The organism is Streptomyces sp. NPDC041135 (assembly GCF_055592085.1).
In genome coordinates this window covers 335,066-356,414 of the sequence record NZ_JBVIYZ010000004.1, presented here as the reverse complement: position 1 = coordinate 356,414, position 21,349 = coordinate 335,066, and the positions used below count along the sequence as shown (strand labels likewise).

Genomic DNA, 21,349 nt, shown 5'->3' with positions numbered 1-21,349 from the left:
GGACCCATCGAGTCCCGCCAAGACCCCTGGAAGGAGCCCCGCCGTGGAAGAGCTGGTCATCCGGGACGCGGACGTCGTCGACGGCAGCGGCGAGCCCGCGTACCGGGCCGACGTGGTGGTCGGCGGCGGCCGCGTCGTGTCGATCGTCAAGGAGGCGGCGGCCGCGGGCTGCCAGCGCCCCACCGCCCGGCGCGAACTGGACGCCGAGGGGCTGGTCCTCGCGCCCGGCTTCATCGACATGCACGCCCACTCCGACCTGGCGCTGCTGCGCGACCCCGACCACAGCGCCAAGGCCGCCCAGGGCGTCACCCTGGAGGTCGTGGGCCAGGACGGGCTGTCGTACGCGCCGGTCGACGACCGCACCCGGGAGGAGGTGCGGCGGGCGATCACCGGCTGGAACGGCTACGGCGACGACCTCGACTGGGACTGGCGCTCGGTCGGTGAGTACCTGGACCGCCTCGACCGCGGGATCGCCGTGAACGCGGCCTACCTCGTCCCCCAGGGCACGGTCCGCGCGCTCGTCGTCGGCTGGGAGGACCGCGAGGCCACGCCCGCCGAGCTGGAGCGGATGCGCCGGCTGGTCGCGGAGGGCCTGGAACAGGGCGCGGTCGGCATGTCCTCCGGGCTGACCTACACGCCCGGCATGTACGCCGAGGACGCCGAACTCACCGAGCTGTGCCGGGTGGTGGCGTCGTACGGCGGCTACTACTGCCCGCACCACCGCTCCTACGGCGCCGGCGCCCTCGCGGCGTACGCGGAGATGGTGGAGCTGGCCCGGGAGGCGGGCTGCCCGCTGCACCTGGCGCACGCCACCATGAACTTCCGGGTCAACGAGGGCCGCGCGCCCGAGCTGCTGGCCCTGCTGGACGAGGCGCTGGAGCGGGGCGCCGACATCACCCTGGACACCTACCCCTACACGCCCGGCTGCACGACGCTGGCCGCGCTGCTGCCGAGCTGGGCGAGCGAGGGCGGCCCGGAGGCGGTGCTGGCCCGGCTCACCGACCCGGCCACCGCGGCCCGCGTCCGGCACGCCATGGAGGTGACCGGCTCCGACGGCTGCCACGGGGTGCCCGTGGAGTGGGACACGGTCGAGATCTCCGGCGTGCACGACCCGGCGCTCGCCGGACACGTGGGCCGTACCGTCCAGGAGTCGGCCGACCTGCGCGGCGAGGAGCCGTGGGAGACCGCCCGCCGGCTGCTGGTCGGCGACCGGCTCGGCTCGACCGTCCTCCAGCACGTCGGCCACGAGGAGAACGTCCGCGCGATCATGCGCCACCGCGCGCACACCGGCGGCTCGGACGGCATCCTCCAGGGCGCCAAACCGCATCCGCGCGCCTACGGCACCTTCCCGCACTACCTGGGCCGCTACGTGCGGGAGCTGGGCGTGCTCTCGCTGGAGGAGTGCGTCGCGCACCTCACCGCGCGGCCCGCGGCCCGGCTGCGCCTGCCGGACCGCGGGCTGGTGCGCGAGGGGTACCGCGCCGACCTGGTCCTGTTCGACCCGGGGACGGTCGCGGCGGGGTCCACCTTCGAGCAGCCGCGCGCGCTGCCCGTCGGCATCCCCCACGTCCTGGTGGACGGCCGCTTCGTGATCGAGGACGGCCGCCGCACGGACGTCCTGGCGGGGCGGGCGGTGCGCCGCACTCCGGTGTGAGCGCCCGCCCCGCCGGTGCCGCTACGGCCGGGGCAGGGTGCAGCCGCTGCGGGTGAGGTCGAGCCGGTTGCCGGTGGTGAAGCAGGCCGGGATGGTGTAGGTCTCCTCGGCGTAGTTGATGCCCTGGCGGACGGTGACGGTGCCGTTGGCGTCGACCTCGCACGGGTTGTTCTCCGTGCAGGTCTCGCCGTCCTCGTTGCCGGTGTTGTTGACGGCGACGACCCGGCCGGTGGCCGTGTCGACGACCGGCGAGCCGGAGGTGCCGCCGATGGTGTTGCAGGCGGAGGTGTAGCGGACCGAGTCCTTCCAGGTCCAGCCGCCCTCCTTCAGGCGGTACACGAACCCGTCGACGTTGCAGCTGTAGATCCGCTTCCAGTAGCCGGAGACAACCTTGATGGCGGTGCCGGCCACCGGGTGGGTGTCGTTGACGGTGAGCGCGCTGATGCCGTAGCTGCTCTTGATGGCCGCGTACGTGGTGGTGGTGCGGTAGATCGTGACGTCCGTGTCGGTCATGGTCGAGTACACGACCTGGTTGGCGCGGAGCGTGGCGACCCTGGTGCCGGCGGAGTTGAGCAGGCCGAAGGAGCGGCTGGAGGACTGGCCGGTGATGACCTCACCGGGGTCCGGGAAGCCCGTCTCCAGGCAGTGGCCGTTGGTGAGCACCAGCGCCGGGTCGGTGTCGGCGGAGGCGGGGAAGCGGATCACGGAGCCGGAACAGTTGCTGAGCGAGACGGTGCCGGCGTAGTTGACGGTCACCGCGGCGGCCGCCTTGGCCTGCGGCACGGCGACCGCCGGGACCGCGCCGAGCCCGGCGATGGCCAGGCCCGAGAACGCGGCAAGGAGAGGCTTCTTCATGTGGGGGTCCCCTCGTCAGACGTGAGCGACCGGAGATCTTCCGGTCGCCGCCTGAACTTGTCATGTGCATTCTGATGTGCACAAGGGGGCGCGGCAAGAAGCCCGCCGCCGGCGGAGCGCGGCCGACTCCCGCCGCGCTGGGCCTACTTGGGACGCTTCGCGCTCCCCCGGCCGTGCCCCCGGCCGGGAGAACCGGTCGGCGCCGGGCTGGTGGGAGCGGGAGCCGGGGCCGTCACGGAGGATGTGGTCGTGGCGGAGGCCGTGGCCGGGGCGGACGGGTCCGCGGAGGCCCCGGCGCTCCCGGACGGGCCGGTCGCGGCGGCACCCGGGGGCGCGTCCGCCTCCGTCGCCGCGGGCGCGCCCGCCCCCGCCGCCGGGACGCCCGGCTCCGTGGTGCGCACCCCGGTGCCCCCCGAGGAGGACGAGGCCCGCGCGGAACCCGGCCGGTCCGGCGCGGCGGAGGCGTCCTTCCCGGCCGCCGGCCCGGTGCGGTCCGCTCCGGCCGGCGGGGCGGAGGACGACCCCGACACGGCGACGCCGACGAGCACGGCGGCGAGGGACACCGCGCCCACCGCCCCGGCGACGGCCACCGCACGGCGCGGGCCCCGGCCGGCGGACCGCCCGCGCGCGGCACGTGCCGCGTCCCGGCGCCGCTCGGCCCGCCCGCCACCGAAACCGTCCGCGCCGGAGGCCTCGTATCCGTCCACCATCACGGCGGGCAGCCGCCGCGTGTCGCCGTAGGCGTCCTGCCAGCCGTGGGCGGCGGCCGGATCGGTGTACTCGTCGTACACCGGAGCGGCCCCGGCGGACGGGTGGTACACGCTGGGCACCGGACGGGACTCGGCTCCCGGCGGATACGGGGGAGGGCTCGACATGGCGAGCGATTCTAGGGACGGGAGAGGCTGTTGGGACAGTTACCGGCGATAAGGGAGCAAAGCGACTCGTCTCACGTGGCGGGAAACACGGCGCGCGGGGCGTTACCGGGCCGTAAGCTCGCGGGCATGCAGGTGATCCAGTCGACGAAGCTCGCCAACGTCTGTTACGAGATCCGCGGCCCGGTGCTCGAGGAGGCCATGCGGCTGGAGGCGGCCGGTCACCGCATCCTGAAGCTGAACACCGGCAACCCGGCCGCCTTCGGCTTCGAGTGCCCCCCGGAGATCCTGGAGGACATCCTCCGCAACGTCTCCACCGCCCACGGCTACGGCGACGCCAAGGGCCTGCTGGCGGCCCGGCGGGCGGTCGTCATGCACAACCAGACCATCGGCATCGAGACGGACGTCGAGCACGTCTTCATCGGCAACGGCGTCTCCGAGCTGATCGTGATGGCGATGCAGGGCCTGCTGGACGACGGCGACGAGGTGCTCGTCCCGGCCCCCGACTACCCCCTGTGGACGGCGGCCGTCTCCCTGTCCGGCGGCACCGCGGTGCACTACCGCTGCGACGAGCAGGCCGACTGGATGCCCGACCTCGCCGACATCGAGCGCAAGGTCACCGACCGCACCAAGGCCCTCGTCATCATCAACCCGAACAACCCCACGGGCGCGGTGTACGACGAGGCGATGCTCAAGGGCCTGACCGACATCGCCCGCCGCCACAACCTGCTGGTCTGCTCGGACGAGATCTACGACAAGATCCTCTACGACGGCGCCACCCACACGCCCACCGCCTCGGTCGCCCCCGACCTGCTGACCCTCACCTTCAACGGCATGTCGAAGGCGTACCGGGTGGCCGGCTACCGCGTCGGCTGGATGTCGATCTCCGGGCCGCGCGCCCACGCCGACTCCTACATCGAGGGCCTGACGATCCTGGCGAACATGCGCCTGTGCGCGAACATGCCGGGCCAGCACGGGGTGGTCGCCGCGCTCAGCGGGCGCCAGACCATCAAGGACCTGGTGCTGCCGGGCGGCCGGCTCAAGGAGCAGCGCGACGTGGCGTACGAGCTGCTGACCCAGATCCCGGGGGTGACGTGCGTGAAGCCGAAGGGGGCGCTGTACCTCTTCCCGCGGCTCGACCCGCAGGTGTTCAAGATCAAGGACGACCGCCGGATGGTCCTGGACCTGCTGCGCCAGGAGAAGATCATGGTGGTGCAGGGCACCGGCTTCAACTGGCCGGAGCCGGACCACTTCCGGGTGGTGACGCTGCCGACGGCCGGGGACCTGCGGGACGCGGTGACCCGGATCGGCACCTTCCTGGACGGCTACAGCCAGCCCTGACCTCACCGTCCGTGGGCAGCGGGGGCCAATCTGTGATCGGGTCAACTTTAGACGAGATCTAAGCTAGGATGGTTTCCTGTCAGAGCACAGGAGGCCTCCCCCATGTACGAACCGATCCGCACCAAGTCGGTCCACAGCACGAGGGCCGGCGCCGCCTCCGACTTCCCCCACCGCTCGCGCGAGGAGGAGCTGGACATCCAGCTCGCCGGGCATCTCGCGGCGCTGCTCGCGGTCACCGACGAGCTGCGCTCCCGCACGCCGTCCGCGGATCTGGACGCCGCCGCCGAGCGCCTCGCCTGCCAGGTGACCCGCCTGCGCGGCGGCCGCGCGCCGGTGCGTACGGCGTCGCCCTCGGCCGTCCTGCCCGACGCGCTGCACCGGCGGGCGCACGCGCTCGCGGGCCGGGCCCTCGTCGTCGCCGCCTCCCGCGCGGACACCGCGGCGGCCATCCTCGCGGCCGAGCGCATGGACGCCCACACCGCCGCGCTGGCGGAGCCGAAGCAGCTCAGCTCCGCCCGCTGACCCGCCCGAGGGTCCCCCGGTCGGCCCCGGTCCGCGTGCACCCACAGCGACGCGCGGACCGGGCGCCACGAACGCCGCGCCCGGCGGAGTGTGCCCGCGGCCGGCCGTGACGATCGCTGGTCAGGGCGTGACCGGCCGCGGAGTCGGTGCGGGGACGGCTCAGCCCAGGCGCTCCACCAGCGCGCGGTACTCGTCCCACAGCTCCTTCGGGGTGTGCTCGCCGAAGGTGTTGAGGTGCTCGGGGACCAGGGCGGCCTCCTCGCGCCAGACCTCCTTGTCGACCGTCAGGAGGAAGTCGAGGTCGGAGTCGGCCAGTCCGAGACCCTCGGTGTCCAGGGCGTCCCGGGTCGGCAGGATGCCGATGGGGGTCTCCACACCCTCGGCCGTGCCGTCCAGGCGCTCCACGATCCACTTCAGCACGCGGCTGTTCTCGCCGAAGCCCGGCCAGACGAAGGCGCCCTCGTCGTTCTTGCGGAACCAGTTGACGTAGTAGATCTTCGGCAGCCTGGACTGGTCCTTGTCCTTGGCCACGTCGACCCAGTGACCCATGTAGTCGCCCATGTTGTAGCCGCAGAACGGCAGCATGGCGAACGGGTCGCGGCGCAGCTCACCGACCTTGCCCTCGGCGGCGGCGGTCTTCTCGGAGGCCACGTTGGCGCCGAGGAAGACGCCGTGGTTCCAGTCGAAGGACTCGGTCACCAGCGGCACCGCGGTGGCGCGGCGGCCGCCGAAGAGGATCGCCGAGATCGGCACGCCCTTGGGGTCCTCCCACTCGGGAGCGATGATCGGGCACTGCGACGCGGGCACGGTGAAGCGGGCGTTGGGGTGGGCGGCGGGCGTGCCGGAGGCCGGCGTCCAGTCGTTGCCCTTCCAGTCGGTCAGGTGGGCGGGCGGCTCCTCGGTCATGCCCTCCCACCACACGTCGCCGTCGTCGGTCAGCGCGACGTTGGTGAAGACCGCGTTGCCCCAGAGCGTCTTCATCGCGTTGGCGTTGGTGTGCTCACCCGTGCCGGGCGCGACGCCGAAGAAGCCGGCCTCGGGGTTGATGGCGTACAGCCGGCCGTCCTCGCCGAAGCGCATCCAGGCGATGTCGTCGCCGATGGTCTCCACCGTCCAGCCGGAGACCGTGGGCTCCAGCATGGCGAGGTTGGTCTTGCCGCAGGCGCTCGGGAAGGCCGCGGCCACGTACTTGGACTCGCCGTGCGGCGGGGTCAGCTTCAGGATCAGCATGTGCTCGGCGAGCCAGCCCTCGTCGCGGGCCATGACCGAGGCGATGCGCAGGGCGTAGCACTTCTTGCCGAGCAGGGCGTTGCCGCCGTACCCGGAGCCGTAGGACCAGATCTCGCGGCTCTCGGGGAAGTGCGAGATGTACTTGGTGGAGTTGCAGGGCCAGGGCACGTCCTGCTGCCCGGGCTCCAGCGGGGCGCCCAGGGTGTGCACGGCCTTGACGAAGAAGCCCTCGTCGCCGAGTTCGTCCAGCACCGCCTGTCCCATGCGGGTCATCGTGCGCATCGACACCGCGACGTACGCCGAGTCGGTGATCTCCACGCCGAGCGCGGAGAGCGGGGAGCCCAGCGGGCCCATGCAGAACGGCACGACGTACATCGTGCGGCCGCGCATCGAGCCGCGGAACAGGCCGCCCCGGCCGTCGCCCGAGCCCTGGAAGATCTCCCGCATCTCCGCGGGCGCCTTCCAGTGGTTGGTCGGGCCGGCGTCCTCCTCCTTCTCGGAGCAGATGAACGTCCGGTCCTCGACGCGGGCGACGTCGGTGGGGTCGGACGCCGCGTAGTAGGAGTGCGGGCGCTTGATCGGGTCGAGCCTGCGGAAGGTGCCCTTGCCGACGAGCTCCTCGCACAGGCGCTCGTACTCGGCTTCGGAGCCGTCACACCAGACGACGTTGTCCGGTTGCGTCAGTTCGGTGATCTCCTGGACCCAGGACACGAGTTCCTGGTGACGGGTGGGGACGACGGTGGGAGCCGCGATGTCGCGCGCCACGATTGCTCCTAAGTGAGGGATTTTGTCCTGTTAAGGCCCCGTGGGGGCTGCGACCCGGATGCCTTCGTAGCCCGCTCATCCGGTGTCGACCGCACTCATTTGATCATCCGATGGTAGTGCCCATCTGTCCAGAGGGCATCACAGGTGAGCGGCGTGAGGTAGGCCACGGTTTGTCCGCATCCCCGCGCTCCCCTGCTGTTTCGCCCCGCCCGCCGCTGCCGCACCGCTCGCAGTCTTTGCGGAGCCATGGAGTCCGGCTGACGGACTCTTTGCGCGGGCGCCCCCGTCCGGGCCCGCCGCGTCCGGCGTGGGATCATGGCCGCGACCGGGCGGTCACCGACCCGCCCTCATCCGTGACTTACGGTTCCGTAGGTACCATTCGGGGCATGACTGCGCCCGTTCCCGACGCGCCCACGGACACGCCGGCCGCCGGTGCCGGTCCCGTCGCGCTCTCCCTGCCGCACCCGGTCAAGCCCAAGCTGCGCGGCTGGCTGCACCTCGGTATGTTCCCGGCCGCACTCATCGCCGGCCTGGTGCTCACCGCCCTCGCCGACTCCAGCCGCGGCCGCCTGGCCTGCGGCATCTACGCCCTGACGGCCTGCCTGCTCTTCGGTGTCAGCGCCCTCTACCACCGGGGCGACTGGAGCCCGCGCATGGACCGCCTGCTGCGCAGGCTCGACCACGCCAACATCTTCCTGATCATCGCCGGGACCTACACCCCGCTGGCCCTCCTGCTCCTGCCCGCCTCCACGGGGCGGTGGCTGCTGAGGGGCATCTGGTCGGCGGCCGCGGCCGGCATCGTCTTCCGGGTCTTCTGGGTCGGCGCCCCGCGCTGGCTGTACACGCCCTGCTACATCGCGATGGGCTGGGCGGCCGTCTTCTTCCTGCCGGACTTCCTGCACGCCGGCGGCGTCGCCGTCCTGGTCCTGGTGATCCTCGGCGGCCTCCTCTACAGCGCCGGCGGCGTCATCTACGGCATCAAGCGCCCCAACCCCTCACCGCGCTGGTTCGGCTTCCACGAGGTCTTCCACTCCCTGACCCTGGCGGCGTTCATCGCCCACTACGTCGGCATCTCGCTGGTGGCGTACCAGCACACGTAGGGCCTCTCGTCCGGATCGGGCCGGGCGCGGACCCAGCGGCCGGGACCGCGCCCCGCATGCCATCCTGACCAGGTGAACGGTCCCGAGATCCTCCTCGAAGTCGCCCCCGAGCTGCGGCTGTTCGTCCCGCACGCCCGGCGCCTCGGCGTCACCGCGCTGGCCACCGACGGCGTCTCGACGCTCGGTCACGCCGTCGAGTCCCTCGGCGTGCCGCTGACCGAGGTCGGCGCCCTGGTCGTCGATGGCCGCGAGGTGCCGGTCTCGCACGTCCCGGCGGCCGGCGAGCGGGTGTCGGTCCGGGCGGTCACCCGGCCCCAGCGCGTTCCCGGCGCCCCGCCGCGCTTCCTCCTCGACGTCCACCTCGGCACCCTGGCCCGGCGGCTGCGTCTGCTCGGCGTCGACACGGCGTACGAGTCGACCGACATCGGCGACCCCGCCCTGGCGGCCCGCTCGGCGGCCGAGCGGCGGGTCCTGCTCAGCCGCGACCGGGGCCTGCTGCGCCGCCGCGAACTCTTCGCGGGCGCCTACGTCTACAGCACCCGCCCCGACGACCAGCTCGACGACGTCCTCGGCCGGTTCGCCCCCGTCCTGGCGCCCTGGACCCGCTGCACCGCCTGCAACGGCCCGCTGAAGGAGGCCACCAAGGACGAGGTCGCCGACCAGCTCAAGGGCGGCACCCAGCGCTCCTACGACGTCTTCGCGCAGTGCACGGAGTGCGGCCGGGCGTACTGGAGGGGCGCGCACCACGAGCAGCTGGAGGCCATCGTCGAGCGCGCCCTCGCCGAGCACACCCGGCCCGCCTGACCCCGCCGCGGGTCAGCCGTTCAGGGCCGCGGTCAGCCGCTGCGGATCGGTCGTCGGGGCGTCGCAGGTGAAGTGCCGGCAGACGTACGCGGTCGGCTCGCCGCCCAGCAGCGGCCGGTCCGCGAGCAGCGGGAACTCCTCGCTGTCCGCGGTGCCCACGGCGACGACCGCGCCGGGAGCGGTGCCGAGCAGCGCCGTGCGGTGCAGGACGGCCGTCCGCTCGTCCGCGGGACCGGGGCCGACGACCGCGACCTCGCGCGGCCCGTCGAGCAGGGCCTCCGCGACGGCCAGCCCCCAGCCGACGAACCGCGGCACCCGCGGCCCGAGCGTCCGGACGATCCCCAGCGCCCGCTCGGCGGCGCTGCGGTGGGCGTCGGACCCGGTGTGCGCGGCGTAGCTCAGCAGGGCGCCGGCCGCGGCGGTCCAGCCCGAGGGGGTGGCGTTGTCGGTGGGGTCCTGCGGGCGCCGGATGAGCTGCTCGGCGTCGGCCGCCGTGTCGTACAGGGTGCCGTCCTCGGGGTCGGTGAACCGCCTGAGCACGTGGTCGAGGAGCAGCCCGGCGAAATCCAGCCAGACGCCCTCGCCGGTGACGGAGGCCAGCGCCAGGAAGCCCTCGGAGACGTCGGCGTAGTCCTCCAGCACGCCCGCGTGGGCGCCGGCCCGGCCGTCGCGGCTGGTGCGGGCCAGCCGGCCGTGCTCGTCCAGGTGCAGCCGGACCAGCAGGTCGGCGGCGCCGACGGCCGCCTCGACCAGGTCGGGGCGGTCGAAGTAGGCGCCGGTCTCGGCGAGCGCGGCCACGGCGAGGCCGTTCCAGGCGGCGACGACCTTGTCGTCCCGGCCGGGGGCGGGCCGCTCCCGGCGCGCGTCCAGCAGACGCCGGCGGACGGAGGCGATCCGCTCGGCGTCCACCACCTCGTCGCGCTGCGGGAGCTGCAGGACGGACTGGCCCTCCTCGAAGGTGCCCTCCTCGGTCACGCCGAAGTACCGGGCGGCGAGCTGTGCGTCGTCCTCCCCGAGCACCTCGCGCAGCTGCCCGGGCGTCCAGACGTAGTACGCGCCCTCGACGTGCCGCCCGCTGCCGTCGTCGCTGTCGGCGTCGAGCGCGGAGGCGAACCCGCCCTCGGCGGTGCGCAGCTCGCGGACCAGGAAGTCCGCGGTCTCCAGGGCGACCCGGCGGGCCAGGTCGGAGCCCGTGGAGCGCCACAGGTGCGCGTAGACCCGGCACAGCAGGGCGTTGTCGTACAGCATCTTCTCGAAGTGCGGCACGATCCAGTCGCGGTCCACGGAGTAGCGGGCGAAGCCGCCGCCGAGCTGGTCGTAGATACCGCCCCGGGCCATCCGCTCGCAGGTGTCCTGGGCCATCTGCAGCGCGCCCTCGGCGCCGGTGCGGGCGTGGTGGCGCAGCAGGAACTCCACGACCATGGACGGCGGGAACTTGGGCGCGCCGCCGAATCCGCCGCGCTGGGGGTCGTACTCCCGGGTGAGGCCCAGCAGGGCCTGGGACAGCTCCTGCTCGCCGGGGGCCTCGGCGGCGTGGCTGCCGATCTGGCGCTGGGAGAGGTCGCGGACGATCTTCCCGGCGACCTCGGTGACCTCCTCGCGGCGGTCCCCCCAGGCCTGCCGCACGCCCTCCAGGACCTGGCGGAAGGAGGGCATGCCGTGCCGGGGGGCGGGCGGGAAGTAGGTGCCGAAGTAGAACGGCTCGGCGTCCGGGGTGAGGAACACCGTCATCGGCCAGCCGCCCTGCCCGGTGGCCGCCTGCACCGCCTCCATGTAGACGGCGTCCACGTCCGGCCGCTCCTCGCGGTCGACCTTGACGCTGACGAAGTGCTCGTTGAGGTAGTCGGCGGTCTCCCGGTCCTCGAAGGACTCGTGGGCCATGACGTGGCACCAGTGGCAGCTGCTGTACCCGACGCTCAGCAGGACCGGCCGGTCCGTCGCTCGGGCCGCCTCGAAGGCCTCGGGCGACCACGGCCACCAGTCGACGGGGTTGTCGGCGTGCTGGAGCAGATACGGGGACGTCTCATGGGCCAGTCGGTTCACCGTTCCACTCTGCCACGCGAGCGGGCCCGGCGGAGCGGCGCACGGACCCCGGGCGCGCCCCGCACCGGGCGGCGCCCGTTCGCACCGGGCACCCTCGCTGCCGCCGGGCCCGGGAACACCTCAGGGCGCCCGGGCGGGGGCACGGGGGCGCGGGTACGTACGTGCGGACGCGCCGGCCGCCGCGCCACTCGGCGCGGCGGACCTCCGCGCGGCCCGCCGCTGCGCGGAGCGCCGGCGGGCGGAGCGCCGGCGGGGCTCAGCCCTGCCGGGGTTCGGTCCGGCTCGCGGTCGCCTTGCCGGCCTTCTTCCCGGCGGGCTCCGCGGGCTCCCCTTCCTTGAAGTCGACCTTCTGCATGTGCTTGCTCATGGACTTCATCAGTCCCCACACCGCCAGGGCCATCACCGCGAACACGATGAAGCCGAGGATGCCGGGGGTGACCTTGTTCTCGTCCACCTCCTTGGCCAGAGGGACGAGGTGCGTCAGTGCCAGGCTTGCGCTCATGTCAGGCATTGTCGCGGATGCCCGCAAAGAGGTCGTCCTCGGGGAGGGAGGTATCGACGAGCGACTTCGCCAGCTCGTACTCCTCCGTCGGCCAGACCTCCTTCTGGAGCTCCAGCGGCACCTTGAACCAGCCGCCGTCCGGGTCGATCTGCGTGGCGTGCGCGATCAGCGCCTTGTCACGGATCTCGAAGAACTCGGCACACGGAACGTGCGTGGTCAGCGTGCGCTCGACGCGCTCGAACGTCGTCCAGCGCTCCAGCCACTCCCCGTAGGGCGACTCCAGGCCGCGCGCCAGCATCGCGTGGTGCAGCGCCTCGGTGCGGGGCCGGTTGAACCCCTGGTTGTAGTACAGCTTGAGCGGCTGGTGGGCGGGGCCGAACTCGCTCTCGGGGTACTTCTCGGTGTCCGCCGCGCCCTCGAACGCCACCATCGAGATCTTGTGCGTCATGATGTGGTCGGGGTGCGGGTAGCCGCCGTTCTCGTCGTAGGTGGTGATCACCTGGGGGCGGAACGAGCGGATCTGCCGCACCAGCTCACCGGCCGCCTTGTCGACGTCCTCCAGGGCGAAGCAGCCCTCCGGCAGCGGGGGCAGCGGGTCGCCCTCGGGCAGCCCCGAGTCCACGAACCCGAGCCACTCCTGGCTGACGCCGAGGATCTCGCGGGCCTCGTCCATCTCCTTCTTGCGCACCTCGTGGATGTGCTCCTCGATGTACGCGTCGCCCTGCAGCTTGGGGTTGAGGATGGAGCCGCGCTCCCCACCGGTGCAGGTCACCACCAGCACGTCCACCCCCTCGGAAACGTACTTCGCCATGGTGGCCGCCCCCTTGCTCGACTCGTCGTCGGGGTGCGCGTGGACGGCCATCAGTCGCAGCTGGTCAGTCAAGACTCAATCCTCAGTAAGTCGGCGCCCGGTGTGCGTCGGCGCGATCGGCGGCTTCTATAGTGACCGAATCGGGGGGCGAAAAATTCCGGGGTCCGGCCCCGGAGCCCCTTGCCGGGACCGCGGTCCCGGCCCCTGCCGAGAGGACGATCATGAGCACGGCGAGCACGCGGCTGCCCGAGGGCCGCTACGGCCGTTCCTCGGACGGGCGTGCCGACCGCCGGCTCAAGGCCGCCGCGGCCGCCTTCGGCGCGGTCCTGCTCGCGCTGCTCGGCTACTTCGGGTACCACTATGTGGTCCAGAGCCGCATCAGCGCCACGGTGATCGCCTTCCAGGCCTCCGACGACGCCGTGCGGGTGCATCTGGAGGTGCGCAAGGACTCCGGTGCCTCCGGCTACTGCACGCTGCGCTCCCAGTCGGCCGACGGCGCCGAGGTGGGCCGGGCGGACTTCCGGTTCGGCGCGGGCGCCGGCCGCATCGACAAGGTCGTCACCCTGCGGACGACGGCCCGGGGCTCGACGGCCGAGCTGCTCGGCTGCCACGCCGACTGAGGCTCCGGGCGGTCGCCGTTTCGGTCCCGCGGGGGCTGACACGGGGGGCATGACCCGGAATAGGGAGTGCCTGAGCTGGGTTGACGCGAGTCTGGTGGCTTATGTCCTCCCCCTTCAGCCGCGGAATTGTTAGGCTCGTGGTTTCGCCCTTCCATCAAGGAACATGCTTCTGGTAGGGCGATGCTTTGTATTCCCTGTACCGACGAGGAGCACCCTGTGACCCAGACCAGCGAGAACGTCACCTGGCTGACCCAGGAGGCGTACAACAAGCTCAAGGACGAGCTTGAGTACCTTACTGGTCCCGCGCGCACCGAGATCGCCGCCAAGATCGCGGCCGCGCGCGAGGAGGGCGACCTGCGTGAGAACGGCGGGTACCACGCCGCCAAGGAGGAGCAGGGCAAGCAGGAGCTGCGGGTGCGCCAGCTGACCCAGCTCCTGGAGAACGCCAAGGTCGGCGAGGCCCCGGTCTCCACGGACGGTACGGTCGCCCCCGGCATGGTCGTCACGATCGCCTTCGACGGCGACGAGGACGACACGATGACCTTCCTGCTGGCCTCCCGCGAGTACGCCAGCTCCGACATCGAGACCTACTCGCCGCAGTCCCCGCTGGGCTCCGGCGTCATCGGCCACAAGGTCGGCGAGGACGCCGAGTACGAGCTGCCCAACGGCAAGAAGGCCTCGGTCAGGATCCTCAAGGCCGACCCCTACTCGGGCTGATCCCGCCGGCCGCGCATGTTCCCGGCGCGCCCCCGGTGCCGACTCGGCACCGGGGGCGTCGTCATGTCCGGGGGCTCAGGCGGTGGCCGAGCGGTACTTGCGCACCGCCAGGGTGCGGAAGAGCAGGACGATCGCCACGGACCAGATCAGCGAGGCCCACACGGGGTGCTGCATGGGCCAGGCGTCGGGCGTCTTGAACCCCGGGGGCAGGTTGCCGAACAGCTCGCGGCACGCCTGCACGGTGGCGCTGAAGGGGTTCCACTCCGCGATGTGCCGCAGGAAGGTCGGCATCTGGTTGGCGTCCACGAAGGCGTTCGAGATGAACGTCAGCGGGAACAGCCAGATCAGGCCGCCCGAGGTCGCCGCTTCGGGGGTGCGCACGGACAGGCCGATGAGCGCGCCGATCCACGAGAACGCGTAGCCCAGCAGCAGCAGGAGACCGAATCCGGCGAGCACCTTGCCGATGTTCTCGTGCGTGCGCCAGCCGACGAGCAGGGCGACGATCGCGAGGACGACCAGGGTCAGCGCCGTCTGGACCAGATCGGCGAGGGTGCGCCCGGTGAGGACCGCGCCGCGTGCCATGGGCAGGGAGCGGAAGCGGTCGATGAGTCCCTTGTGCATGTCGTCGGCGATGCCCGCGCCGGCGCCCGCCGTGGCGAACGTGACGGTCTGGGCGAAGATGCCGGCCATCAGGAACTCGCGGTAGGCCTGGGTGGAGCTGGACGCGCCGACCTGGATCGAGCCGCCGAACACGTAGGTGAACAGCACCACGAACATGATCGGCTGGATCAGTCCGAAGATCAGCATCTCCGGGATGCGGCCCATGCGGATCAGGTTGCGCCGGGCGACGATCAGCGAGTCGCGGATCGAGCGGCCGACGGGGTTGCCGGGCGCGGTGACGCGCGGGGCGTCGGTGACGGTGGTCATTTCACGGCCTCCTTGCCGCTCGTGCCGCTCTGTACGGCCGTGTCGTCGTCCGCCGCCTCGGCCGCGTGGCCGGTCAGGGAGAGGAAGACGTCGTCGAGGGTGGGGCGGCGCAGCCCGATGTCGTCGATCTCGATGCCGCGGCCGTCCAGTTCCCGGATGACCTCGGCGAGCAGCTTGGCGCCGCCGGTGACGGGGACGGTGAGCCTGCGGGTGTGCTCCTCGACCGCGGGCTCGCCCTTGCCGAAGCCGCGCAGCACCTCGACGGCCGTGGCGATGCGCTCGCGCTCGTGCACCACGACCTCGACGCGCTCGCCGCCGGTGCGGGCCTTGAGCTGGTCGGAGGTGCCCTGGGCGATGACGCGGCCCTGGTCGACGACCGCGATGTCGTGCGCCAGGTGGTCGGCCTCCTCCAGGTACTGGGTGGTGAGCAGCAGCGTCGTACCGCCGGAGACGAGCTGTTTGATGACCTCCCACAGCTGCTGCCGGTTGCGCGGGTCGAGACCGGTGGTGGGCTCGTCCATGAACATCACGGGCGGCGAGACCACCAGCGCGGCCGCGAGGTCGAGGCGGCGGCGCATGCCCCCGGAGTAGGTCTTGGCGGGCCGGTCGGCGGCGTCGGCGAGGTGGAACTGCTCCAGCAGCTCCGCGGCGCGGGCCTTGGCCGCCTTCGCGCGCATCTGGTAGAGCTGGCCGACCATCTGGAGGTTCTCGCGGCCGGTGAGGTATTCGTCGACGGCCGCGAACTGGCCGGACAGGCCGATCGAGCGGCGCACGGCGTCGGGATGGCGCAGCACGTCCACGCCCGCGACGACGGCCCGGCCGCTGTCCGGGCGCAGCAGCGTCGTCAGGCAGCGCACGGCCGTCGTCTTGCCGGCGCCGTTCGGCCCGAGGAGGCCGAGCACCGTGCCCTCGGGGACGTCGAGGTCGACGCCGTCCAGTGCTCTCACGTCGCCGAAGGTCTTCACCAGGCCTTCGGCATGGATGGCGCCTGGCATATCAGTTCTCCGCGTCTCGGGGATCGTCAGGGATGCGTGGGGGGGCGGCGCCGTCGGCGGGGTGTGGCGCGACCCGCACGAGCGGCACCGGCACACCATAACGCGATGTATCGCGTCTCTCAACGGATTTTCCCAGGAACGCCCGAACGGATGACGGGGAGTGCGGCGAGGCCGTCCGAGGGGCCCGCCCAGCCGGTGACCGGGTGGCCCGCGCGGGTCAGTCGATGACCGTGTAGCCCGCCTCGCGCAGGGCCCGGCCGACCTCGGCGCAGTGCACCGGGCCCTTGGTCTCCAGGTGCAGCTCCACCTCCGCCTCCGTCAGGCCCAGCCGGGGATCGGTCCGTACGTGGCTCACGTCGAGGACGTTGGCGTCGGCCGCCGACGTCACCCCCAGCAGCGTCGCCAGCGCGCCCGGCCGGTCCGTCAGCCGCAGCCGTACCGCCAGGTAGCGGCCCTGCGCGGCCATGCCGTGCCGCAGCACGCGCTGCATCAGCACCGGGTCGACGTTGCCGCCGGACAGCACCGCCACCACCGGGCCGGGGAAGGTGGCGGGCTCGCCCAGCAGGGCCGCGACGGGGCTCGCGCCGGCCGGTTCGACGACCAGCTTGGCGCGCTCCAGGCACAGCAGCAGCGCGGCGGACAGCTGGTCCTCGGTGACCGTGCGGACCTCGTCGACCAGCTCGCCGACGATCCCGAACGGCACCCGGCCGGGCCGCCCGACCTTGATGCCGTCGGCCATCGTCGCCGGGTTCTCGATCGACACCGGGCGCCCGGCCGCGAGCGAGGGCGGATAGGCCGCCGCGCCCTCCGCCTGCACCCCGACGATCCGCACGTCGGGCCGCAGCGCCTTCACCGCGACCGCGATGCCGGCCGCGAGACCGCCGCCGCCGATGCCGACGACGATCGTGCGCACCTCGGGGCACTGCTCCAGGATCTCCAGGCCGACCGTGCCCTGGCCCGCGATGACGTCGGCGTGGTCGAAGGGGTGGATGAACACCGCTCCGGTCCGCTCCGCGTAACTCTGCGCCGCGGCCAGCGTCTCGTCGACCACCTGGCCGTGCAGGCGCACCTCGGCGCCGTACTCCCGGGTGGCGCTGATCTTCGGCAGCGGGGCGCCCTTCGGCATGAACACCGTCGCCCGCACGCCGAGCAGCGACGAGGCCAGCGCCACGCCCTGCGCGTGGTTGCCGGCGCTGGCGGCCACCACCCCGGCGGCCCGCTCCTCCGGCAGCAGCCCGGCGATGCGCACGTACGCGCCGCGCAGCTTGAAGGAGCCGGTCCGCTGGAGGTTCTCGCACTTGAGGTACACCGGCCGGCCGACCAGCTGGGACAGGTGCCTGCTGCTCTCCATCGCGGTCGTCCGCGCCACGCCCGAGAGCATCTTCTGGGCGCCGCGCACATCGTCGAGGGTGACGGAGCGCAAGGAGTCAGCCGTGCCGTAGCTCATGACCCAAGTCTCGCAGTTCAGCGTCCCCCGTGAGCGGTGTGACCAAGCTCCGAGACCGGTTTGCGCAGCGCCGGTACGACCCGCCCCCCGGCCGCGTACCCTGTCCCCCAACCCAGCACCCCTCATGAAGCGAGCCCCCGGCCATGCCCACAACACCTGAAATGTCGATGGACATGACGACCGTCGGTGACACCGGTCTCCTCGACACCCTCCAGCACGAGGTGGCGGTGTTCGCCCGCCGTGCCGAACAGACCCGGCTCGGCGGCGTCGGGCAGGTGCGCAACTCCATGGACCGCGCCGCGTATCTGCTGCTCAACCGCCTCGACAACGAGGGTCCGATGGGCGTCAAGGCACTGGCCGCGAGCATGGGCATCGACTCCTCCACGGTCACCCGGCAGGTGGCACCGCTGGTCGACACGGGCCTGGTCAAGCGCACCTCGCACCCGGAGGACGGACGGGCGGTGGTGCTCCAGCTGTCGCCGCGCGGGGCCGCCCGGCTGGAGGAAGTGCGCTCCTCGAGGCGTCAGTTGATGGCCGAGCTGACCCACGACTGGGCACCGGGGGAGCGCGAGGCGTTCTGCGCGCTCCTGACGCGCTTCAACGGCGCGCTCTCCGCCCGGATGAGCGTCCAGCCGGTGTCGCCCGCGGAGTCCTCCCCCGCTTCCTGAACCCCGCTCCGCACGGCTCTTGACCGCGGGCCCGCCGCTGGCCTCAGATGAGACGCGGGCCCCGGGGGCCCGGTCGGGCGGGGAGGCGCGGTGCGGGAACGGCAGGCCGGTCGGGACGCCCGCGGCGCACGGGAGTTCGAGGCGTTCGTCGCGGGCGCCGGAGGACGGCTGCTGCACACCGCCACCCTGCTGACGGCGGAGGCGCCGGACGCCAACCCGCGCGCGCGGCGGCTGCTGACGCTCGCCCTGGCCCGCACCTACGCCGGCTGGGACCGGCTGCGCGGCGAGGACCCCTACGACCACGCCCGCCGCTGCCTGACCACCCGCTTCGCGCACGGGCTCTGGCACCACTACGGCGCCCCCGGCCGCGCCCGCCCGCACCCCGGCAGCCCGCTGGCCGCCCTCTCCCCGCTCGAACGCCTCGTGCTGGTGCTCCGGCTCTACGAGGGCGTCGCCGAGGAGCAGACGGCGGCCCTGCTGGGACTGCCCGCCGAGCAGGTGCACACCGTGTGCGACCGGGCGACGGCCACGCTGCTGCACCCGCGCCGGGAACTGCCGGGAGCGCAGGCGCGGGTGGCCCGGCCGTGAACCGGCCCCAGCGCGAGGCGGCCGCACGGCGGATCATGGAACGGACGCCGGTGCCGGTCCCGGCGGAGCTGTACGCCGAGGCGGTCCGGCGCGGCGGCCGCATGCTGCGTCGCCGCAGGGCGCTGCGCCGGGTGCTGTGGCTGCTGCTGTGCGCCGCCGCCGTCGCGCTCACCGTGTGGGCGGTGACGGCCCGGCCGTGGGTGGAGCCGCCGTCCCGGACGACCCCGCCGGTGACCGGCTGGTGAGCCCCGGCCGGGGACGGGCGGCCTCCCGGCCCGGGACGCTTTCCGGCCCGTCCGGGCCGGGAGGGCCGCCCCGCGCCCGGTGCGCCGGCTCAGCCCAGGGCCTGCTGGAGGTCCTCCAGGAGGTCGTCGGCGTTCTCGATGCCCACGGAGAGGCGCACCAGGTCGCCCGGGACCTCCAGCAGCGAGCCCGCCGCCGAGGCGTGCGTCATCCGGCCCGGGTGCTCGATCAGCGACTCGACGCCGCCCAGCGACTCGCCCAGCGTGAACACCTGCGCGCGGTTGCAGACCTCGACGGCCGCCTCCTCGCCGCCCTGCACCCGGAAGGAGATCATGCCGCCGAACGCCCTCATCTGCTTGGCGGCGACCTCGTGCCCCGGGTGCTCGGGCAGCCCCGGGTAGAGCACGCTGGTCACGCGCGCGTGCCGGCTCAGCATGTCGGCGACCTTGGCCGCGTTCTCGCTGTGCCGGTCCATGCGCACCGCGAGCGTCTTGGTGCCCCGCAGCACCAGCCAGGAGTCGAAGGGCCCGGCGACCGCGCCCATCGCGTTCTGGTGGTAGGTCAGCTCCTCGGCCAGCCCCTGGTCGGAGACGATCAGCGCGCCGCCGACCACGTCCGAGTGACCGCCCATGTACTTGGTCAGGGAGTGCACGACGACGTCCGCGCCGAGGGACAGCGGCTGCTGGAGGTAGGGCGTGGCGAAGGTGTTGTCGACGACCAGCCGCGCGCCCGCGTCGTGGGCGACCTGGGCGACGGCGGCGATGTCGGTGATGCCGAGCAGCGGGTTGGAGGGGGTCTCCACCCACACGGCCTTGGTCTTGGGGGTGATCGCCTCCCGCACGGCCGCCGGGTCGCCGGTGTCGGCGACCGACCACTCCACGCCCCACCGGGTGGCGACCTTCGCGAACAGCCGGAACGTGCCGCCGTAGGCGTCGTTCGGGATGACCACGTGGTCGCCGGGGGTGAGCAGGGTGCGCAGCAGGGTGTCCTCGGCCGCCAGGCCGGACGCGAACGCCAGGCCGCGGCGGCCGCCCTCCAGCGCGGCGAGGTTCTCCTCCAGGGCGGCCCTGGTCGGGTTGGCGCTGCGGCTGTACTCGTAGCCGCCGCGCAGCCCGCCGACGCCGTCCTGCTTGTAGGTCGAGACCTGGTAGATCGGCGGGACGACCGCGCCGGTGAGGGGATCGGCGGTGTTGCCCGCGTGGATCGCCAGGGTCTCGAAGTGCTGACTGATGTGCCTGTCGCTCATGAGCACCGAGCGTAGTGCGCCCGCCGCCCTGCTGCCGTACGGCGGGACTGCCGCCGCCGGTGAGCAGGGTTTTCCCTCGATGCACGGCACCCCGGCCGAGCGGGGCCCGGGAGTTTTCCACAGGCCGGCGGACGGGGTTGGCCAAGTGTCGGCGGTGTCTGGTTCGCTGGAGGCATGCAGATTCTCTGGGTCCTGATGGCGCTGGTCATGCTGGTCTTCGTGCTGCGCCCGCTGCTGCGCTCGCGGCTGCGGCGGACGTCCGTCGCGCCGGCCCCGCTGGTGCCCCGGCTGCGCCGGAACGCCCGGCTTGAGCTGGTCTCCCCGGACCACCCGGACGCCGCGGACCCGGCGGACTACGGCTTCGTGCGCCAGGAGGAGCTGGACGTCCGCATGCCCGGCCCGGACCAGGACCTGCTGGACGTCCTGGAGCTGGTGCAGCGCACCCAGGACTACCGCGCGGCGGCTCAGCTGCTGGCGGGCACCGCCGCCGAGGGCGAGGTGCGCTGGCAGCGGGTGCAGGCCTTCGCGGGCGCGGCGGCCCTGGAGCTGCAGCAGCGGCCCGGCGGAGTCTCCGAGACACCCGGCGGGCAGTGGCTGCGGGTGTGGCGGGCCGAGCAGCCCAAGGACGCGGGCGGCGCGGCCGTGCACGCGGAGTTCCTGGTGCAGCAGGCGTGGCGCACGTCGGTGCCGGGGACGGACGACTTCCGCATCATCATGGAGGAGGCTCTCGACGCCTGCGAGCAGGCGGCGCTGCTGGCCCCGGACGATCCGGTGCCGCACATCGTCGAGCTGTCCGTGGCCCGCGGCCTCGGCTACCCGCGTCCGGACTTCGAGAAGCTCTGGCTGCGCATCCTCGACCGCGCTCCGGCCCACATGGGCGCGCACCTGGCCGCGCTGCACTACTGGTGCGAGAAGTGGCACGGCTCGCGCGCCCTCGCCCAGGAGTTCGCGGAGGCCGCCGCCGCCCGCGCGCCGCGTGGCTCGCTGCTCGCCGCGATGCCGCTCTTCGCGGTCTTCGAGCACCTCCCCGAGGTCAACCTGGTGCACGGCTTCTACCAGAGCGAGGTCGTCACCAAGGCGATGCACGGCGCGCTGCACGCGGTGCACGCCGCCCGCGCGGACGACCCGATGCTGGCCCACGTGCGCCATCTGCTGGTCTTCTTCCTGGTCAGCGCCGAACGCTGGACCGAGGCCATGCACCAGCTGGTCCACGTCGACGGGCACGTCGGCGCCCTGCCCTGGACGCTGTCCGCGGACCCGGCGGCCGAGTTCGCGGTCTTCCGCGCCCTGGCAGTGGCGGGGTACGAGGCCAACGGCGGCAGCCCGGCGACCCTGCCCGGTTGACCACCGCCCCGGCCGGCACCGGCCCGGCACGTCCACCGGGCGCGCCAACCGACCG

Annotated in this window: 21 protein-coding genes; 11 read left to right on the top strand and 10 right to left on the bottom strand. The window is 73.0% G+C overall.

Going from position 1 to position 21,349, the window contains the following annotated elements:
• Positions 1-43 precede the first annotated feature (43 nt).
• Positions 44-1,654 (top strand): N-acyl-D-amino-acid deacylase family protein, encoded by a 1,611-nt coding sequence (locus tag ACZ6CZ_RS12745; protein ID WP_469018716.1) that lies wholly within the window; start codon positions 44-46, stop codon positions 1,652-1,654.
• Between the two features lie 21 nt (positions 1,655-1,675).
• Here the strand turns inward: ACZ6CZ_RS12745 and ACZ6CZ_RS12740 are convergent, their stop codons facing one another.
• Together ACZ6CZ_RS12740 and ACZ6CZ_RS12735 are read right to left on the bottom strand one after the other, a co-directional pair.
• Positions 1,676-2,509 (bottom strand): S1 family peptidase, encoded by an 834-nt coding sequence (locus ACZ6CZ_RS12740; protein WP_469018713.1) that lies wholly within the window; start codon positions 2,507-2,509, stop codon positions 1,676-1,678.
• Positions 2,510-2,652: 143 nt separating this feature from the next.
• Positions 2,653-3,384 carry a hypothetical protein gene (locus tag ACZ6CZ_RS12735; RefSeq protein WP_469018710.1) on the bottom strand — a complete coding sequence of 244 codons (732 nt, stop codon included), beginning with the start codon at positions 3,382-3,384 and terminating at the stop codon, positions 2,653-2,655.
• Between the two features lie 126 nt (positions 3,385-3,510).
• Between ACZ6CZ_RS12735 and ACZ6CZ_RS12730 the strand changes: the two genes are divergently transcribed.
• Positions 3,511-4,722, top strand: coding sequence for a pyridoxal phosphate-dependent aminotransferase (locus ACZ6CZ_RS12730; RefSeq protein WP_469018707.1), 1,212 nt, complete (start codon positions 3,511-3,513; stop codon positions 4,720-4,722).
• Positions 4,723-4,824: 102 nt separating this feature from the next.
• The gene (locus ACZ6CZ_RS12725) at positions 4,825-5,244 is read left to right on the top strand and encodes an SCO4983 family protein (RefSeq protein ID WP_469018704.1); all 420 of its coding nucleotides are present in this window, start codon (positions 4,825-4,827) and stop codon (positions 5,242-5,244) included.
• Positions 5,245-5,403: 159 nt separating this feature from the next.
• Here the strand turns inward: ACZ6CZ_RS12725 and ACZ6CZ_RS12720 are convergent, their stop codons facing one another.
• Complete coding sequence (locus tag ACZ6CZ_RS12720; RefSeq protein WP_469018701.1) at positions 5,404-7,239, bottom strand: phosphoenolpyruvate carboxykinase (GTP); 1,836 nt, start codon at positions 7,237-7,239, stop codon at positions 5,404-5,406.
• Between the two features lie 386 nt (positions 7,240-7,625).
• Here ACZ6CZ_RS12720 and trhA point away from each other — a divergent pair, with 386 nt between their 5' ends.
• Positions 7,626-8,339 (top strand): PAQR family membrane homeostasis protein TrhA, encoded by a 714-nt coding sequence (trhA, locus tag ACZ6CZ_RS12715; protein ID WP_469018699.1) that lies wholly within the window; start codon positions 7,626-7,628, stop codon positions 8,337-8,339.
• A 72-nt stretch (positions 8,340-8,411) separates the two neighbouring features.
• Positions 8,412-9,143: a Mut7-C RNAse domain-containing protein gene (locus tag ACZ6CZ_RS12710; RefSeq protein WP_469018696.1), complete on the top strand. Its 732-nt coding sequence runs from the start codon at positions 8,412-8,414 to the stop codon at positions 9,141-9,143.
• A 12-nt stretch (positions 9,144-9,155) separates the two neighbouring features.
• Here the strand turns inward: ACZ6CZ_RS12710 and ACZ6CZ_RS12705 are convergent, their stop codons facing one another.
• The 3 genes from ACZ6CZ_RS12705 to mca form a co-directional block, all read right to left on the bottom strand.
• Positions 9,156-11,186 carry a thioredoxin domain-containing protein gene (locus tag ACZ6CZ_RS12705; protein ID WP_469018694.1) on the bottom strand — a complete coding sequence of 677 codons (2,031 nt, stop codon included), beginning with the start codon at positions 11,184-11,186 and terminating at the stop codon, positions 9,156-9,158.
• 256 nt (positions 11,187-11,442) lie between these two features.
• A complete protein-coding gene (locus ACZ6CZ_RS12700; protein WP_469018691.1) occupies positions 11,443-11,688 on the bottom strand; it encodes a hypothetical protein in 246 nt (81 codons plus the stop codon).
• A gap of 1 nt (position 11,689) precedes the next feature.
• Positions 11,690-12,571: a mycothiol conjugate amidase Mca gene (mca, locus tag ACZ6CZ_RS12695; RefSeq protein ID WP_469018688.1), complete on the bottom strand. Its 882-nt coding sequence runs from the start codon at positions 12,569-12,571 to the stop codon at positions 11,690-11,692.
• Between the two features lie 149 nt (positions 12,572-12,720).
• On the opposite strand from mca, the gene ACZ6CZ_RS12690 reads away from it, so the two are divergent.
• Positions 12,721-13,119: a DUF4307 domain-containing protein gene (locus ACZ6CZ_RS12690; RefSeq protein ID WP_469018685.1), complete on the top strand. Its 399-nt coding sequence runs from the start codon at positions 12,721-12,723 to the stop codon at positions 13,117-13,119.
• Between the two features lie 216 nt (positions 13,120-13,335).
• Positions 13,336-13,836, top strand: a complete 501-nt coding sequence (gene greA / locus ACZ6CZ_RS12685) for a transcription elongation factor GreA (RefSeq protein ID WP_469018682.1) — start codon at positions 13,336-13,338, stop codon at positions 13,834-13,836.
• 75 nt (positions 13,837-13,911) lie between these two features.
• Here greA and ACZ6CZ_RS12680 read toward each other — a convergent pair whose 3' ends face one another.
• From ACZ6CZ_RS12680 to ilvA, 3 genes are all read right to left on the bottom strand, one after another.
• The gene (locus ACZ6CZ_RS12680; protein ID WP_469018679.1) at positions 13,912-14,763 is read right to left on the bottom strand and encodes an ABC transporter permease; all 852 of its coding nucleotides are present in this window, start codon (positions 14,761-14,763) and stop codon (positions 13,912-13,914) included.
• A complete protein-coding gene (locus tag ACZ6CZ_RS12675) occupies positions 14,760-15,758 on the bottom strand; it encodes an ATP-binding cassette domain-containing protein (protein ID WP_469018676.1) in 999 nt (332 codons plus the stop codon). The genes ACZ6CZ_RS12680 and ACZ6CZ_RS12675 overlap by 4 nt, the downstream gene beginning before the upstream one ends.
• A gap of 217 nt (positions 15,759-15,975) precedes the next feature.
• Entirely contained in the window at positions 15,976-17,205 is a 1,230-nt protein-coding gene (gene ilvA, locus ACZ6CZ_RS12670) for a threonine ammonia-lyase (RefSeq protein WP_469018674.1), read from the bottom strand.
• A gap of 161 nt (positions 17,206-17,366) precedes the next feature.
• On the opposite strand from ilvA, the gene ACZ6CZ_RS12665 reads away from it, so the two are divergent.
• The 3 genes from ACZ6CZ_RS12665 (at position 17,367) to ACZ6CZ_RS12655 (ending at position 18,706) form a co-directional block, all read left to right on the top strand.
• Positions 17,367-17,873: a MarR family winged helix-turn-helix transcriptional regulator gene (locus ACZ6CZ_RS12665; RefSeq protein WP_469018671.1), complete on the top strand. Its 507-nt coding sequence runs from the start codon at positions 17,367-17,369 to the stop codon at positions 17,871-17,873.
• A 90-nt stretch (positions 17,874-17,963) separates the two neighbouring features.
• Positions 17,964-18,461, top strand: coding sequence for a SigE family RNA polymerase sigma factor (locus tag ACZ6CZ_RS12660; RefSeq protein ID WP_469018669.1), 498 nt, complete (start codon positions 17,964-17,966; stop codon positions 18,459-18,461).
• Positions 18,458-18,706, top strand: a complete 249-nt coding sequence (locus ACZ6CZ_RS12655; protein ID WP_469018667.1) for a hypothetical protein — start codon at positions 18,458-18,460, stop codon at positions 18,704-18,706. The genes ACZ6CZ_RS12660 and ACZ6CZ_RS12655 overlap by 4 nt, the downstream gene beginning before the upstream one ends.
• 89 nt (positions 18,707-18,795) lie before the next feature.
• Here the strand turns inward: ACZ6CZ_RS12655 and ACZ6CZ_RS12650 are convergent, their stop codons facing one another.
• Positions 18,796-19,950: a cystathionine gamma-synthase gene (locus ACZ6CZ_RS12650; protein WP_469018664.1), complete on the bottom strand. Its 1,155-nt coding sequence runs from the start codon at positions 19,948-19,950 to the stop codon at positions 18,796-18,798.
• A 174-nt stretch (positions 19,951-20,124) separates the two neighbouring features.
• On the opposite strand from ACZ6CZ_RS12650, the gene ACZ6CZ_RS12645 reads away from it, so the two are divergent.
• Positions 20,125-21,294, top strand: coding sequence for a hypothetical protein (locus tag ACZ6CZ_RS12645; RefSeq protein WP_469018661.1), 1,170 nt, complete (start codon positions 20,125-20,127; stop codon positions 21,292-21,294).
• Positions 21,295-21,349: the final 55 nt, after the last annotated feature.

What these genes read in the sequence shown, in the direction of transcription:
- ACZ6CZ_RS12700 (WP_469018691.1), bottom strand. Translation starts at nt 11,688, where the DNA reads ATGAGCGCAAGCCTGGCACTGACGCACCTCGTCCCTCTGGCCAAGGAG.
- ACZ6CZ_RS12735 (WP_469018710.1), bottom strand. Translation starts at nt 3,384, where the DNA reads ATGTCGAGCCCTCCCCCGTATCCGCCGGGAGCCGAGTCCCGTCCGGTG.
- ACZ6CZ_RS12725 (WP_469018704.1), top strand. Translation starts at nt 4,825, where the DNA reads ATGTACGAACCGATCCGCACCAAGTCGGTCCACAGCACGAGGGCCGGC.
- ACZ6CZ_RS12650 (WP_469018664.1), bottom strand. Translation starts at nt 19,950, where the DNA reads ATGAGCGACAGGCACATCAGTCAGCACTTCGAGACCCTGGCGATCCAC.
- ACZ6CZ_RS12645 (WP_469018661.1), top strand. Translation starts at nt 20,125, where the DNA reads ATGCAGATTCTCTGGGTCCTGATGGCGCTGGTCATGCTGGTCTTCGTG.
- ACZ6CZ_RS12665 (WP_469018671.1), top strand. Translation starts at nt 17,367, where the DNA reads ATGTCGATGGACATGACGACCGTCGGTGACACCGGTCTCCTCGACACC.
- ACZ6CZ_RS12690 (WP_469018685.1), top strand. Translation starts at nt 12,721, where the DNA reads ATGAGCACGGCGAGCACGCGGCTGCCCGAGGGCCGCTACGGCCGTTCC.
- trhA (WP_469018699.1), top strand. Translation starts at nt 7,626, where the DNA reads ATGACTGCGCCCGTTCCCGACGCGCCCACGGACACGCCGGCCGCCGGT.
- ACZ6CZ_RS12740 (WP_469018713.1), bottom strand. Translation starts at nt 2,509, where the DNA reads ATGAAGAAGCCTCTCCTTGCCGCGTTCTCGGGCCTGGCCATCGCCGGG.
- ACZ6CZ_RS12680 (WP_469018679.1), bottom strand. Translation starts at nt 14,763, where the DNA reads ATGACCACCGTCACCGACGCCCCGCGCGTCACCGCGCCCGGCAACCCC.
- ACZ6CZ_RS12730 (WP_469018707.1), top strand. Translation starts at nt 3,511, where the DNA reads ATGCAGGTGATCCAGTCGACGAAGCTCGCCAACGTCTGTTACGAGATC.
- ACZ6CZ_RS12675 (WP_469018676.1), bottom strand. Translation starts at nt 15,758, where the DNA reads ATGCCAGGCGCCATCCATGCCGAAGGCCTGGTGAAGACCTTCGGCGAC.
- ilvA (WP_469018674.1), bottom strand. Translation starts at nt 17,205, where the DNA reads ATGAGCTACGGCACGGCTGACTCCTTGCGCTCCGTCACCCTCGACGAT.